The 13,293-nt window shown below is 59.8% G+C and carries 19 protein-coding genes; all 19 read left to right on the top strand.

The annotated features are described in order from the left end of the window. Positions 1-188: 188 nt before the first annotated feature. On the top strand, positions 189-554 hold the full coding sequence (locus tag NANH_RS0108280; protein WP_027261608.1) for an NADH-quinone oxidoreductase subunit A: 366 nt from the start codon (positions 189-191) through the stop codon (positions 552-554). Next, positions 545-1,075: a NuoB/complex I 20 kDa subunit family protein gene (locus NANH_RS0108275; RefSeq protein ID WP_027261607.1), complete on the top strand. Its 531-nt coding sequence runs from the start codon at positions 545-547 to the stop codon at positions 1,073-1,075. The genes NANH_RS0108280 and NANH_RS0108275 overlap by 10 nt, the downstream gene beginning before the upstream one ends. 82 nt (positions 1,076-1,157) lie before the next feature. Next, on the top strand, positions 1,158-1,763 hold the full coding sequence (locus NANH_RS0108270; protein ID WP_027261606.1) for an NADH-quinone oxidoreductase subunit C: 606 nt from the start codon (positions 1,158-1,160) through the stop codon (positions 1,761-1,763). Next, a complete protein-coding gene (locus NANH_RS28910; RefSeq protein ID WP_027261605.1) occupies positions 1,763-1,936 on the top strand; it encodes a hypothetical protein in 174 nt (57 codons plus the stop codon). The genes NANH_RS0108270 and NANH_RS28910 overlap by 1 nt, the downstream gene beginning before the upstream one ends. After that, entirely contained in the window at positions 1,936-3,177 is a 1,242-nt protein-coding gene (locus tag NANH_RS0108260) for an NADH-quinone oxidoreductase subunit D (protein ID WP_051372296.1), read from the top strand. The genes NANH_RS28910 and NANH_RS0108260 overlap by 1 nt, the downstream gene beginning before the upstream one ends. Continuing rightward, the gene (locus NANH_RS0108255) at positions 3,174-3,734 is read left to right on the top strand and encodes a hypothetical protein (protein WP_027261603.1); all 561 of its coding nucleotides are present in this window, start codon (positions 3,174-3,176) and stop codon (positions 3,732-3,734) included. Before NANH_RS0108260 ends, NANH_RS0108255 begins: the two co-directional genes overlap by 4 nt. After that, entirely contained in the window at positions 3,734-4,963 is a 1,230-nt protein-coding gene (locus NANH_RS0108250) for an NADH-quinone oxidoreductase subunit E (RefSeq protein WP_027261602.1), read from the top strand. The genes NANH_RS0108255 and NANH_RS0108250 overlap by 1 nt, the downstream gene beginning before the upstream one ends. Before the next feature lie 39 nt (positions 4,964-5,002). Next, entirely contained in the window at positions 5,003-5,227 is a 225-nt protein-coding gene (locus NANH_RS0108245; protein ID WP_027261601.1) for a DUF5337 domain-containing protein, read from the top strand. 6 nt (positions 5,228-5,233) lie between these two features. Next, positions 5,234-6,532: an NADH-quinone oxidoreductase subunit NuoF gene (gene nuoF / locus NANH_RS0108240; protein WP_027261600.1), complete on the top strand. Its 1,299-nt coding sequence runs from the start codon at positions 5,234-5,236 to the stop codon at positions 6,530-6,532. A gap of 148 nt (positions 6,533-6,680) precedes the next feature. Next, positions 6,681-7,031, top strand: coding sequence for a hypothetical protein (locus NANH_RS0108235; RefSeq protein ID WP_027261599.1), 351 nt, complete (start codon positions 6,681-6,683; stop codon positions 7,029-7,031). Positions 7,032-7,102: 71 nt separating this feature from the next. After that, positions 7,103-7,504, top strand: a complete 402-nt coding sequence (locus tag NANH_RS0108230) for a DUF5333 domain-containing protein (RefSeq protein WP_051372295.1) — start codon at positions 7,103-7,105, stop codon at positions 7,502-7,504. A gap of 3 nt (positions 7,505-7,507) precedes the next feature. Continuing rightward, a complete protein-coding gene (gene nuoG / locus NANH_RS0108225; RefSeq protein ID WP_027261597.1) occupies positions 7,508-9,529 on the top strand; it encodes an NADH-quinone oxidoreductase subunit NuoG in 2,022 nt (673 codons plus the stop codon). 249 nt (positions 9,530-9,778) lie between these two features. Beyond that, a complete protein-coding gene (gene nuoH, locus NANH_RS0108220; protein ID WP_027261596.1) occupies positions 9,779-10,816 on the top strand; it encodes an NADH-quinone oxidoreductase subunit NuoH in 1,038 nt (345 codons plus the stop codon). Positions 10,817-10,818: 2 nt separating this feature from the next. After that, the gene (locus NANH_RS0108215) at positions 10,819-11,016 is read left to right on the top strand and encodes a hypothetical protein (protein WP_027261595.1); all 198 of its coding nucleotides are present in this window, start codon (positions 10,819-10,821) and stop codon (positions 11,014-11,016) included. Position 11,017: 1 nt separating this feature from the next. Continuing rightward, positions 11,018-11,512, top strand: coding sequence for an NADH-quinone oxidoreductase subunit NuoI (gene nuoI / locus NANH_RS0108210; RefSeq protein ID WP_027261594.1), 495 nt, complete (start codon positions 11,018-11,020; stop codon positions 11,510-11,512). Continuing rightward, the gene (locus tag NANH_RS0108205) at positions 11,509-11,913 is read left to right on the top strand and encodes a carboxymuconolactone decarboxylase family protein (protein ID WP_027261593.1); all 405 of its coding nucleotides are present in this window, start codon (positions 11,509-11,511) and stop codon (positions 11,911-11,913) included. The genes nuoI and NANH_RS0108205 overlap by 4 nt, the downstream gene beginning before the upstream one ends. Next, complete coding sequence (locus tag NANH_RS0108200; protein ID WP_027261592.1) at positions 11,906-12,313, top strand: carboxymuconolactone decarboxylase family protein; 408 nt, start codon at positions 11,906-11,908, stop codon at positions 12,311-12,313. Before NANH_RS0108205 ends, NANH_RS0108200 begins: the two co-directional genes overlap by 8 nt. Further along, complete coding sequence (locus NANH_RS0108195; protein ID WP_027261591.1) at positions 12,310-12,912, top strand: NADH-quinone oxidoreductase subunit J; 603 nt, start codon at positions 12,310-12,312, stop codon at positions 12,910-12,912. Before NANH_RS0108200 ends, NANH_RS0108195 begins: the two co-directional genes overlap by 4 nt. Positions 12,913-12,985: 73 nt before the next feature. After that, positions 12,986-13,291, top strand: coding sequence for an NADH-quinone oxidoreductase subunit NuoK (gene nuoK / locus NANH_RS0108190; protein WP_027261590.1), 306 nt, complete (start codon positions 12,986-12,988; stop codon positions 13,289-13,291). Positions 13,292-13,293: the final 2 nt, after the last annotated feature.

Genomic DNA, 13,293 nt, shown 5'->3' with positions numbered 1-13,293 from the left:
GTCAAGCGGTTGTCGCCGCAAATTGCACCGCCGTGCCGCTTTCGCGACCGGCAAACTGCGGCGATATAACAGGACATTCGCCAGTTCGGCCCGTTGACCCTCTGGACATGCGGCGGTAGACACAGGCGAAGTCATCACGCCGATTTAAGGCGCACCCGTTTCCGTGCGCTGCAGATAAGGAGACGCTCGTGGAAGAGATGTTGCGGGAGTACCTTCCCATCCTGGTGTTTATGGCCGTCGCCGCTGGTCTGGGGATCGTGCTGATTCTTGCGGCTGTCGTGCTGGCGGTGCGCAACCCGGATCCGGAAAAGGTCAGCGCCTATGAATGCGGATTCAACGCCTTTGACGATGCGCGGATGAAGTTCGATGTCCGGTTCTATCTGGTGTCGATCCTGTTCATCATCTTCGACCTTGAAATCGCCTTTCTGTTTCCCTGGGCTGTTGCCTTCAAGGATATCAGCATGGTCGGCTTTTGGTCGATGATGGTGTTTCTCGGGGTGCTGACCATCGGCTTTGCCTATGAATGGAAAAAAGGGGCCCTGGAATGGGAGTGATGACAGGAACCCAGGTCGGTGCCGACAAGGAAGTCGCCACCCAGGCGCTGAACGCCGAGTTGCAGGACAAGGGGTTTCTGCTGACCTCGACCGAGGACATCATAAACTGGGCCCGCACGGGTTCGTTGCATTGGATGACATTTGGACTGGCCTGCTGTGCGGTCGAGATGATGCACACATCGATGCCGCGCTATGATGCGGAACGGTTTGGCATCGCTCCGCGCGCCAGCCCGCGCCAGTCGGACGTGATGATTGTGGCTGGCACGCTGACCAACAAGATGGCCCCGGCTCTGCGCAAGGTCTATGACCAGATGCCTGAGCCGCGTTACGTGATCAGCATGGGCAGTTGCGCCAATGGCGGCGGCTATTACCACTACAGCTATTCCGTGGTGCGCGGATGTGACCGGGTGGTGCCGGTGGACATCTATGTGCCAGGTTGCCCGCCGACCGCCGAAGCGCTGCTTTACGGGCTGATGCAGCTGCAACGCAAGATCCGCCGCACGGGGACGATCGTACGGTGATCCGCGCCGGATCACGCCTGTGCGCTCAACCGCGCCCGCTGGGAAATCATGCGTCGATGGGCGTGGGTATGGAGAAATTGGGATGAGTGATGCATTGAACGAGCTGGGTACGCATATCGAGCGCAAGCGCCCCGACTGCGTGCTGAACTGGGACGTCTCCCACGGCGAGCTGAACGTCGATGTGACCCCGGCCAACATCGTCGGCTTTGTCGAATTTCTGAAGACCGACCCAAGTTGCAAGTTTTCGTCGCTGGTGGATATCACCGCTGTGGACTATCCCGAGCGAGCCAAGCGGTTCGACGTGGTTTATCATTTCCTGTCGATGTATCAGAACCAGCGCATCCGCCTGCGGGTCAGCCTGCGCGAAGAGGATATGGTGCCCTCGATCATTTCGGTGCATCCCAGTGCCAACTGGTTTGAACGCGAGGTGTTCGACATGTTCGGCATCCTGTTTTCCGGTCACCCGGATCTGCGTCGCATCCTGACCGACTATGGTTTTCGCGGTCACCCGTTGCGCAAGGACTTTCCGACCACCGGATATACCGAGGTGCGCTATGACGAGGCGGAGAAACGCGTAGTTTATGAGCCTGTATCCTTGGTGCAGGAATACCGCCAGTTCGACTTTATGAGCCCGTGGGAAGGGGCCGAGTATATCCTTCCGGGCGACGATAAATCGGAGGCAAAGTGATGGGCGGCGTCTGGTGGCTTGTCCTGTCGGCGCTGACCGCGATTCCGATGGTCAAGTTGCTGCCGTTCTTTGGCATCAACAAATACTGGGCCGCAGCCTGTCTGGTCCCCTTCGGCACCATCGCTTTGTTGTGGTGGATGGGTCTTAAACTGCAAGAGCTGGAGAAGCTGTGATGGACGGCGATATTCGCATCAACACCTATGACGACGGTTCTTCAGATGCTCTGACCGGCGAACAGAAGATCCGCAATTTCAACATCAACTTCGGCCCGCAACACCCTGCGGCACACGGGGTTTTGCGGCTGGTGCTGGAGCTGGATGGCGAAATCGTGGAACGTTGCGATCCGCATATTGGCCTGCTGCACCGCGGCACCGAAAAGCTGATGGAAAGCCGCACCTACCTGCAGAACCTGCCCTATTTCGACCGGCTGGACTATGTGGCACCGATGAACCAGGAACATGCCTGGTGTCTGGCGATCGAAAAACTGACCGGAGTGCAGGTGCCGCGCCGCGCCAGCCTGATCCGGGTGCTTTATTCGGAAATCGGCCGCATCCTGAACCATTTGTTGAACGTCACAACACAGGCGATGGACGTGGGTGCGCTGACCCCGCCGCTGTGGGGGTTTGAAGAGCGCGAAAAGCTGATGATCTTTTACGAGCGCGCTTGCGGCGCGCGCCTGCACGCGGCCTATTTCCGGCCCGGCGGCGTGCACCAGGACCTGCCCGATGCGCTGTTGGACGACATCGAGGCCTGGAGTCACGATTTTCCACGCGTCATGGACGATATCGACGGGCTGCTGACCGAAAACCGCATTTTCAAACAGCGCAATGCCGATATCGGCGTCGTCACCGAAGAGGACATCCAGCTGTATGGTTTCTCTGGGGTCATGGTGCGCGGCTCGGGCCTGGCCTGGGATCTGCGGCGCAGTCAGCCCTATGAATGCTATGACGAGTTCGATTTCCAGATCCCGGTGGGCAAGAATGGCGACTGTTACGATCGCTATCTGGTCCGCATGGAGGAAATGCGTCAGTCGATCAGCATCATTCAACAGGCCATTGTCAAACTGCGTGCCCCTGAAGGGCAGGGTGACATTCTGGCGCGAGGCAAGATCACCCCGCCATCGCGCAGCGACATGAAAACGTCGATGGAGTCGCTGATCCATCACTTCAAGCTCTATACCGAAGGGTTTCACGTGCCCGCCGGAGAAGTCTATGCCGCCGTCGAGGCACCCAAGGGCGAGTTCGGCGTTTATCTGGTGTCGGATGGGTCCAACAAACCGTATCGCAGCAAGATCCGCGCGCCGGGTTTTCTGCACCTGCAGGCGATGGACTTTGTTGCGGGCGGTCATCAGCTGGCGGATGTCGCGGCGATTATCGGCACCATGGATGTGGTGTTCGGAGAAATCGACCGATGAATTCGCGACCCGCCAACCGCGTGCAGCGCAGCCACTCCAACAGCCTGCTAGCCGGCTCGACGCTGGCTGCGGCGATTTTTGTGGCGGTGCAGGCGTGGTATGCGCGGGTTCAGTTTGTCGAGGCCAACGAAACCCGGCTGCTGGAAAAAAAGCTTGATATCTGCTTTGACAATTTCGATGCCGCAGCCGATCTGGACATGGCCCTGCGCCGGTCTGCGCCGCGCATGGGGTCGAGTGACCGCTGGCCGCCGCGAATTGCGATTACGGACGCGGCCAGTCTACTTGCCTTGCAAGAGCGCGTGGTGCCGCGGTTGAACGTGATGGAAAGCGGTCTGGCCAAGGCGTCGATCCTGGGCGATCTGGACAAGTATCGGGCCTATCTGGCGCAACAATTGCGCGGGCTGTCCAAGCGGTTGCTCGACATTGTACCGGGGCGGATCGGCCAGGACAAAATGGACAATGAAATCGACGCGGTGATAACCTCGTTGAGTGATTTTCTGGGCGCGCAGTATTCGGTCTTTACCGGCTGCCGTCTGGTTGCGGAAGGAAAAGCCTGATGTTGCGTCGTCTTCATGCTGAACAACCCGAGACCTTCACGTTCACCGAGGCCAATCTGGCCTGGGCGGAAGGTCAGATCAGCAAATACCCCGAAGGCCGTCAGGCCAGCGCGATCATCCCGCTGCTTTGGCGTGCGCAGGAACAGGAAGGCTGGCTGACCCGGCCCGCAATCGAGCATGTCGCCGACATGCTGGGCATGGCCTATATCCGCGCGCTTGAGGTGGCCAGTTTCTATTTCATGTTCCAGTTGCAGCCGGTGGGAAGTGTGGCGCATATCCAGATCTGTGGCACCACGTCCTGCATGATCTGCGGTGCAGAGGATCTGATGGCGGTGTGCCAGGACAAGATTGCCGCCAAGCCGCACACACTGTCTGACGATGGCAGGTTCAGCTGGGAAGAGGTCGAATGCCTTGGATCCTGCGCCAACGCGCCGATGGCGCAAATCGGCAAGGACTATTACGAGGACCTGACCGCAGAGCGGTTCGCCGAGATGCTGGACGAGTTGGCCGCTGGCAAGGTGCCGGTGCCGGGGCCGCAGAATGGGCGCTATGCCGCCGAGCCGCTGAGCGGGCTGACCAGCCTGACCGAATATGAAAGCGGCCGCACCCAATATAATGCCAGCGCCCAACTGGCCGTGGACATCGGCGACACGATCAAGCGAATCGACGGCACCGAAGTGCCGCTGCTGACGCAGTGGCGCAAAGAGGCGGCCAACAGCCCGGCCCAACCCGCCGCCAAAACTGAACCGACCCAATCTGCGGCCGCGGCGCCCGCGCCAACGCCTGTCGAACCTGCGGGCGTGTTAAAACCGTCGACCGCATTGCCGGGACAGGATGAACTGGCCTCGCGCAAGGGTGTCTGGCGCTATACGGGCGGCGATGCGACCGAGGCGGACGCCCCCGAGCCGCAGGCTCCGTTGGAAGTCGCCGAAACCGAAGGCGAAAAACCGGCGCTTCTGGACACCGCGCGCGGTGGAAAACCGGACGATCTGAAGATGATCAAGGGGGTCGGACCCAAGCTGGAAAGTGCATTGAACAGCATCGGTGTGTTCCACTTTGACCAGATTGCGAGCTGGAGCCCGGCGGAAGTGGCCTGGGCGGATCAGAATCTGGTTGGCTTCAAGGGCCGTGTCAGCCGCGACGATTGGGTGGACCAGGCCAAAGCCCTGGCTGCGGGGGAGGAGACAGAGTTCTCCAAGCGTGCAGCCAGGGACGAGCTGTACGACTAATCCTGTTCGCTTTGGCGAACCACACGCAGAATGGACCAGATGAATACGGAACAGGACAGAAGCTTTGCCCGCAAGGGTCGCAACACCGGACTGGTGATCGCGGCAGGCGGCATTGCGGCCATTCTGGCCCCCTGGATCGTTCGGGTTCTGGGCCTGCCGATGCGCTTTGAGATGCTGATTTATTTCGGCGCTCTTGCGGCTTTCGTGTGGGCGCTGGTCAACATTTACCAACTCTGGCGCTTGCGCCAGGACAGCCAGAGGTAGGCAACCATGCTGAAAGACCAGGACCGGATCTTTACCAACCTTTACGGGATGCATGATCGCACCCTGGCCGGTGCGAAGGCGCGCGGCCATTGGGATGGGACCGCCGGTCTGATCCAGAAGGGGCGCGACTGGGTTGTGCAGCAGATGAAGGATTCCGGCCTGCGGGGGCGCGGTGGCGCAGGATTTCCGACCGGGTTGAAATGGTCGTTCATGCCCAAGGAAAGCGATGGCCGCCCCAGCTATCTGGTGGTCAATGCGGATGAATCCGAACCTGGCACCTGCAAGGACCGCGAGATCATGCGCCACGATCCGCATACATTGATCGAAGGCTGTCTGATCGCGTCTTTCGCGATGAATGCCAACGCGTGTTATATCTATATTCGCGGCGAATATATCCGCGAGAAAGAAGCACTGCAAAATGCCATCGACGAGGCCTATGACGCCGGTCTGGTGGGGCCGAATGCGGCCGGATCGGGTTGGGATTTCGACATATACCTGCACCACGGGGCCGGGGCTTATATCTGTGGCGAGGAAACCGCGCTTCTGGAAAGCCTGGAAGGCAAAAAGGGCATGCCGCGGATGAAACCGCCGTTCCCGGCAGGCGCGGGCCTGTATGGCTGCCCGACCACGGTGAACAACGTGGAATCCATTGCCGTGGTGCCGACCATCCTGCGCCGTGGTCCCGAGTGGTTTTCCAGCTTTGGCCGTCCCAACAATGCGGGCACCAAGCTGTTTGCGATCAGCGGTCATGTGAACAACCCCTGCGTGGTCGAAGAGGCCATGAGTATCGGTTTTGAGGAGCTGATCGACCGGCATTGCGGCGGTATTCGCGGCGGGTGGGACAACCTCAAGGCGGTGATTCCGGGCGGATCGTCGGTTCCCTTGCTGCCCGGCAAGATCATGAAGGAAGAGTGCATCATGGATTTCGACTGGCTGCGCGAGCAGCGGTCGGGTCTGGGTACGGCGGCGGTCATCGTGATGGACAATTCGACCGACGTGATCAAGGCGATCTGGCGGCTAAGCAAGTTTTATAAACATGAAAGCTGTGGTCAGTGCACGCCTTGCCGCGAAGGCACCGGTTGGATGATGCGGGTTATGGATCGTCTGGTCACGGGCGATGCCGAGCCCGAAGAGATTGACATGCTGCTGGACGTGACAAAACAGGTCGAGGGCCATACGATCTGCGCGCTTGGCGACGCGGCGGCCTGGCCGATCCAGGGTTTGATCCGGCATTTCCGCGACGAGATCGAGGATCGCATCAAGCACAAGCGCACGGGCCGCGTCAGTGCGGTTGCGGCGGAATAGGGGGTGTGTGTCAATGATCGCGACCCATATCTTGCATGCGGCAGCGCTCTGATCCGGGCATGATGAAATTTGTTCGCATATCACCACGACCCTGCCAGGGGACACCGCGGTTGTCCGTAATGGCCCTGCCTTGGAACGGGAGACGTCGATGCGCGTGACTTCGGTTCTGATATCGCTGGGTCTGGTTGCCGCAGTGGCCGTGGTGTCCGGCTGCTCTGGCAAGCGTAAGGATGCGTTTGCCTTTCACGGCGTGGTATTCAAGGCCAAGACCAGGCCCGTGGACAAGAAAGTGTCGCGCGCGGATTTCACGGCGACGATCTTCGATGCAACCCAATCGCTGGACGGGGCCCGCGAAGCGGCGCGGTATGAGGGGACCAAATACTGCATCGCGAACTACGGTACGTCGATGATTGACTGGTCCGTTGGCCCGGAATCCGAACCGGGACGGCTGAGCGTTTCGGACAACGCGATCACCTTTCGTGGCCGGTGCGATCCGTGAGCATATTTTCAAAAGTACGGACCGGCCTCCGGCCTGAGGTCCCGTCGGAGACTGTGGGTCGTGGTGCACCCTTGAGGGTTGCTTTTCTGGCGCTTTCCCTTTGCGCCGCCCCGGTGGTGGCCGCCGAAGGCAAGCCATCGCTGCGCGAAGTACCCGAGGTCGAAAACATTATATTTGCCGCCGCCGTGGCCAATGAGATCAGTGAAAACTGCGACGGTATTGCGGCGCGCCGTCTCAAGGCGATCGGTATGGCCTGGCGGTTGCGTTCGCGGGCAAACGCGTTGGGATACTCGGATGCCGAGATCAAGGCCTATGTCGAGTCCGACGCTGAAAAGGCCAGGATGCGCGCCAAGGGCGAGAGATATCTGGCCCAAAACGGCGTTTCCTATGCCGACCCACAAACCTTCTGCACCTTTGGGCGTGCGGAAATCGAGAAATCCAGCGCGATCGGCGCGCTTTTGAAGGCGAGATAGACCATGTCTGACCTGCGCAAGATCAACATCGATGGCAATGAAGTCGAAGTGGACGGGGCGATGACCCTGATCCAGGCCTGCGAAGTGGCTGGCGTGGAAATCCCACGTTTCTGCTATCACGAGCGGCTTACGATCGCGGGCAACTGTCGGATGTGTCTGGTCGAAGTCGTGGGCGGCCCGCCGAAACCCGCGGCCAGCTGTGCGATGCAGGTGCGTGATTTGCGCCCCGGCCCCGAAGGGCAGGCCCCGCAGGTCAAGACCAACTCGCCGATGGTCAAAAAGGCCCGCGAGGGCGTGATGGAGTTTCTGCTGATCAACCACCCGCTGGATTGCCCGATCTGCGATCAGGGTGGCGAATGTGACCTGCAGGATCAGGCGATGGCCTATGGCGTCGACTTCAGCCGGTTCCGCGAGGCCAAACGTGCCACCGAGGATCTGGATCTGGGTCCGCTGGTGGAAACCCACATGACCCGTTGCATTTCCTGCACCCGTTGCGTTCGGTTCACCTCTGAAGTGGCCGGGATCACCCAGATGGGACAGACCGGGCGCGGCGAAGATGCCGAGATCACCAGCTATCTGGGCCAGACGCTGGACAGCAACATGCAGGGCAACATCATTGACCTGTGCCCGGTCGGTGCTTTGGTTTCAAAACCTTACGCTTTTACGGCGCGGCCCTGGGAGTTGACCAAGACCGAAAGCATCGACGTGATGGATGCGCTGGGGTCCAACATCCGTGTCGATACCAAGGGGCGCGAAGTGATGCGGTTCTTGCCACGCAACAACGATGGCGTGAACGAAGAGTGGATTTCCGATAAAACCCGGTTTGTCTGGGACGGTCTGCGCCGCCAGCGTCTGGATCGGCCTTACGTGCGCGAAAACGGCAAGCTGCGCCCTTCGACATGGCCAGAAGCGCTGACCAAGGCGGCCGAAGCGCTGAAAGGGGCCAAAGCGCCTGCGGGTCTGGTCGGCGATCTGGCCCCGGTCGAGGCGGCATTTGCGCTGAGGCAGATGATCGAGAGTCAGGGCGGCGTCGTCGAATGTCGAACGGACGGTGCAAAACTGCCCGCCGGCAACCGGGGGGCCTATGTCGGCACCGCCATGATCGAGGATATCGATCACGCCGAGCGTATTCTGTTGATCGGCACCAACCCGCGTGTCGAAGCTCCGGTCCTCAATGCCCGGATTCGCAAGGCCTGGAGCCACGGCGCCGATGTGGCGCTTGTAGGACAAGCGGTTGATCTGACGTATGAATATGCCCATATGGGTGATGATCGCGCTGCCTTGCAGCAGGTTGTGGACATGGGCGGAGATGACGAGATTCGCGGTCGGGCCTCGATGGTCATCGTCGGACAGGGCGCATTGCAGGAAGCCGATGGCGCTGCCGTTCTGGCTGCCGCACAGCGCATTGCCGAAGAAACGCAAAGCGGGCTGCTGATTCTGCACACCGCAGCGGGACGGGTCGGCGCGATGGATGCGGGCTGTACCAACGAACGCGGCATGGACGCCATCGGCGAGGCGGATGTGATCTATAACCTTGGTGCGGATGAAATCGACATCGCACCGGGGGCCTTTGTGATCTATCAGGGCAGCCACGGCGATCGCGGCGCGCACCGTGCGGATGTGATCCTGCCAGGCGCAGCCTATACTGAGGAACAGGGTCTGTTCGTCAACACCGAAGGCCGTCCGCAACTGGCACTGCGCGCCGGGTTCGCGCCGGGCGAAGCCAAGGAAAACTGGGCGATCCTTCGGGCACTGTCCGCAGAATTGGGCGCGACGCTGCCTTACGATTCTCTGGCGCAATTGCGTCAGGTGCTGGTGGCAGAGGTGCCGCATCTCGCGCTGGTTGACGCGGTTCCGCAAAACCCGGTTCATCCGTTGGATTCAGCTCCACTGGGGAAGGCGGGCTTTCGCCTCGCAATCAATGATTTTTACCTGACCAACCCGATTGCCCGGGCCAGCGCGCTTATGGCCGAGCTTTCGGCAAACGCCCGTGCGCGCGGCGACTCCAAGATTGCGGCAGAATGATCCGGACTTGGATCATATCCAGACCGGCCATACGAGCGGGCCGATCTGCGGCAGCGGCTTCAGGCCGGTTTCGCGATGGTCACGCAGCGCGGCATTTGCGCACGAATCGACAGGAAAAGGCTGGCATGCGGGCGACAGATGCTGTTTACAGCAACTCGCCGACCCTGCCCGGCAGGCTGGCAGCTTTCGACGCCCAGGTCGTAGTCGCCAACTGCGCGAAACAACGGAATACCCACGGTGTGAGGACTTATGGCTGACTTCTTTTCCACCCCGGGCGGCATTGCCGCGTTGATACTGGCGCAGGTGCTTGCCGTCGTTGCCTTTGTGATGATCTCGCTCCTGTTTCTGGTCTATGGCGACCGCAAGATCTGGGCCGCGGTTCAGATGCGGCGCGGTCCGAACGTTGTCGGTGTCTTTGGCCTGCTGCAATCGGTGGCCGATGCGCTGAAATATGTGGTCAAAGAGGTGGTCATCCCCGCCGGGGCCGACCGCACGGTATTCCTGTTGGCGCCACTGACCAGCTTTGTTCTGGCGATGATCGCCTGGGCGGTGATCCCGTTCAACGACGGTTGGGTGCTGTCTGACATCAATGTCGCCATCCTGTACGTGTTCGCGGTCTCCAGCCTGGAGGTTTACGGCGTGATCATGGGGGGGTGGGCGTCCAACTCCAAATACCCTTTCCTGGGTTCCTTGCGGTCCGCCGCACAGATGATCAGCTATGAGGTGTCAATCGGATTGATCATCATCGGCGTGATCCTGTCGACCGGCAGCATGAACTTTGGCGATATCGTGCGGGCGCAGGACGGCGACTATGGCTTCTTCAGCTGGTACTGGCTGCCACATTTCCCGATGGTTTTCCTGTTTTTCATCTCGGCGCTGGCCGAAACGAATCGCCCGCCGTTTGATCTGCCCGAAGCTGAATCCGAGCTGGTGGCCGGTTATCAGGTCGAGTATTCCGCAACGCCCTTCCTGCTGTTCATGGCCGGGGAATACATTGCCATCTTTCTGATGTGCGCGCTGACTTCGCTGTTGTTCTTTGGCGGTTGGCTCAGCCCGATCCCCGGCATCCCCGATGGTGTGCTGTGGATGGTCGGCAAGATGGCGTTCTTCTTCTTCCTGTTCGCGATGGTCAAGGCGATCACGCCGCGCTACCGCTATGATCAGTTAATGCGGCTGGGCTGGAAAGTGTTCCTTCCCTTCTCGTTGGTCTGGGTGGTGTTCGTGTCTTTTGCGGCCAAGTTCGACTGGTTCTGGGGCGCTTTCGCGCGCTGGGGTACGGGAGGCTGAGCATGTCGTTGGCGCAAAATATCCAGACTGCGGACACGGACGAGTTGACCGCATTGGCCCGCTATCTGACTGATGAGTTCGCGATGCAGGAAACAAATCCGCTCGACGGCGCGGAAAAGCCGGCAGAGCCGACGAACGTCGCGGCCGCCCTGTCAGCCTGGGCCTATATGCAACTGAACGCTCAGGACCAGGGAGACTGATATGGCGCAGATGGATTACACACGAGCCGCAAAATACTTCCTGCTTTGGGATTTCATGATTGGCATGAAGCTGGGGCTAAAGTATTTCTTTGCACCCAAGGCGACTTTGAACTACCCGCATGAAAAGGGTCCGCTGTCGCCCCGTTTCCGGGGCGAGCACGCATTGCGCCGCTATCCCAATGGCGAGGAGCGCTGCATCGCCTGCAAACTGTGTGAAGCGATCTGCCCGGCGCAGGCCATCACCATCGACGCTGAACCGCGCGAGGATGGCAGCCGCCGCACGACGCGTTATGACATCGACATGACGAAATGCATCTATTGCGGTTTCTGCCAGGAAGCCTGTCCGGTCGATGCCATCGTCGAAGGGCCGAATTTCGAATTCGCCACCGAAACCCGCGAAGAGTTGTTCTATGACAAGGACAAACTGTTGGCGAATGGTGAAATGTGGGAAGCCGAGATTGCCCGCAATCTGGAGTTGGACGCGCCCTACCGATGAACATCCCAGTCACCGATACCGGCACCTATGAGCGTGGCCAGGCCCTGTCTGAAAGGGTCAATCCGGGGATGGAGGCAGCCTTGGCTGCGCGTTATGATGCGTTGGTTCCGGGGATGTCCCGCACGATGGTCGATGTGGCCTATGGCCAGTTCTATGCCCGTGAAGGATTGGACGAAAAGACCCGGCTTCTGGCGACCGTCGCTGCATTGACCGCGCTGGGGGGGCAGACCCGGCCGCAGTTGAAAGTGAACATCGCCAGTGCACGCAAAGTTGGTGCCAGCCAGCGTGAGATCGGCGAAGTCATCTTTCAGATGGCGCTGTATGGCGGATTGCCGGCAGTCATCAACGCGATGAACGCTGCAATCGAAGTGTTTAACGAAGAGGCGGCGCGCGATGAGTGACACACCGAACCCTTTCGAAGCCATGATGCAGCAGGCGCAGGACATGGCAAAGGCCTTGAACCCGGCGCTGGAAAGCTTTTCCCCAAAGGGGTTCGAGGCGCTGTGGCCGACGATGCCGAAAGAGGCGATGGAGCTTATGTTCGGCAACGCGGTGAACAAGGATGGGCTGGACGCCAAGACCCGTCTGCTGATCACATTGGCCGGGTTGACGATGCAGGGCGCACAGGCCGACACGGCGGTACGCCAGACCGTGCGCCACGCCGTTGCGGCAGGGGCCAGAAAACAGGAAATCGTGGAAACAATCGGCCAGATGTCGGTGTTCGCCGGTATTCCCGCCATGACACGCGCGCTGGAACTGGCGAAGGACGTCATGAGCGAGACAGAGGATGACAAGTCATGAGCGTGTTTGCCTTTTACCTCTTTGCGATCTGTGTGATCACCGGCGGGTTTTTTACCGTTGTCAGCCGGCAGCCGGTGCATTCGGTTTTGTGGCTGATCCTCAGCTTCATTTCCTCTGCCGGTCTGTTCGTTCTGCTCGGAGCGGAATTCGTGGCGATGTTGCTGGTCATCGTCTACGTCGGCGCGGTCGCGGTGCTGTTCCTGTTCGTGGTGATGATGCTCGACGTGGATTTCGCCGAGTTGAAGGCCGAGATGGCACGGTACATGCCTCTGGCGCTGTTGATCGGGCTGGTGATCCTGATGCAGTTCGTGATGGCCTTTGGTGCTTGGGAAAGCAGCCACGCGGCCATCGACCTGCGCGCGCAGGTCGCGCCGGTGGACCGGCACAATACAGAAGCTCTGGGAATGATCCTGTATGATCAGTATTTCCTGCTGTTCCAATTGGCGGGGCTGATTCTGCTGGTGGCAATGATCGGGGCCATCGTTCTGACGCTGCGCCACCGCACCGATATCAAACGACAGAATATCGTCGCCCAGATGATGCGCGATCCGGCCAAGGCGATGGAACTGAAAGATGTGAAGCCGGGGCAGGGCTTATAAGCCGGTTTCCCGAACGGAAACCGACCGGATACCCGAAAAAATCGGGCAACATAAATGAACGTGGGACGAACAGATGATCGGACTTGAACATTACCTGACAGTGGCGGCGACGCTGTTTGTCATCGGCATCTTCGGGCTTTTCCTGAACCGCAAGAACGTGATCATCCTGTTGATGAGCATTGAATTGATGCTGTTGGCGGTAAACATCAATCTGGTCGCCTTTTCCAGTTTTCTCGGCGATCTGGTGGGGCAGGTGTTCACCTTGTTCGTCCTGACCGTTGCCGCAGCCGAAGCCGCGATCGGCCTGGCAATCCTGGTCTGTTTCTTCCGCAATCGCGGCACTATTGACGTTGAAGACGTCAACATGATGAAGGGCTGAGA

The organism is Sedimentitalea nanhaiensis DSM 24252 (assembly GCF_000473225.1).
GTDB classification, from domain to species: domain Bacteria; phylum Pseudomonadota; class Alphaproteobacteria; order Rhodobacterales; family Rhodobacteraceae; genus Sedimentitalea; species Sedimentitalea nanhaiensis.
The sequence above is the reverse complement of the archived record's forward strand: the minus strand, read 5'-3'. Positions and strand labels throughout refer to the sequence as shown.

Bases quoted from the DNA above. Each gene is read 5' to 3' on its own strand.
- nuoK (WP_027261590.1), top strand. From the start codon at position 12,986: ATGATCGGACTTGAACATTACCTGACAGTGGCGGCGACGCTGTTTGTC.
- NANH_RS0108235 (WP_027261599.1), top strand. From the start codon at position 6,681: ATGCGCGTGACTTCGGTTCTGATATCGCTGGGTCTGGTTGCCGCAGTG.
- NANH_RS0108205 (WP_027261593.1), top strand. From the start codon at position 11,509: ATGAACATCCCAGTCACCGATACCGGCACCTATGAGCGTGGCCAGGCC.
- NANH_RS0108200 (WP_027261592.1), top strand. From the start codon at position 11,906: ATGAGTGACACACCGAACCCTTTCGAAGCCATGATGCAGCAGGCGCAG.
- NANH_RS0108245 (WP_027261601.1), top strand. From the start codon at position 5,003: ATGAATACGGAACAGGACAGAAGCTTTGCCCGCAAGGGTCGCAACACC.
- NANH_RS28910 (WP_027261605.1), top strand. From the start codon at position 1,763: ATGGGCGGCGTCTGGTGGCTTGTCCTGTCGGCGCTGACCGCGATTCCG.
- NANH_RS0108260 (WP_051372296.1), top strand. From the start codon at position 1,936: ATGGACGGCGATATTCGCATCAACACCTATGACGACGGTTCTTCAGAT.
- NANH_RS0108250 (WP_027261602.1), top strand. From the start codon at position 3,734: ATGTTGCGTCGTCTTCATGCTGAACAACCCGAGACCTTCACGTTCACC.
- NANH_RS0108275 (WP_027261607.1), top strand. From the start codon at position 545: ATGGGAGTGATGACAGGAACCCAGGTCGGTGCCGACAAGGAAGTCGCC.
- nuoH (WP_027261596.1), top strand. From the start codon at position 9,779: ATGGCTGACTTCTTTTCCACCCCGGGCGGCATTGCCGCGTTGATACTG.
- NANH_RS0108215 (WP_027261595.1), top strand. From the start codon at position 10,819: ATGTCGTTGGCGCAAAATATCCAGACTGCGGACACGGACGAGTTGACC.
- NANH_RS0108270 (WP_027261606.1), top strand. From the start codon at position 1,158: ATGAGTGATGCATTGAACGAGCTGGGTACGCATATCGAGCGCAAGCGC.
- nuoI (WP_027261594.1), top strand. From the start codon at position 11,018: ATGGCGCAGATGGATTACACACGAGCCGCAAAATACTTCCTGCTTTGG.
- NANH_RS0108195 (WP_027261591.1), top strand. From the start codon at position 12,310: ATGAGCGTGTTTGCCTTTTACCTCTTTGCGATCTGTGTGATCACCGGC.
- nuoF (WP_027261600.1), top strand. From the start codon at position 5,234: ATGCTGAAAGACCAGGACCGGATCTTTACCAACCTTTACGGGATGCAT.
- NANH_RS0108255 (WP_027261603.1), top strand. From the start codon at position 3,174: ATGAATTCGCGACCCGCCAACCGCGTGCAGCGCAGCCACTCCAACAGC.
- nuoG (WP_027261597.1), top strand. From the start codon at position 7,508: ATGTCTGACCTGCGCAAGATCAACATCGATGGCAATGAAGTCGAAGTG.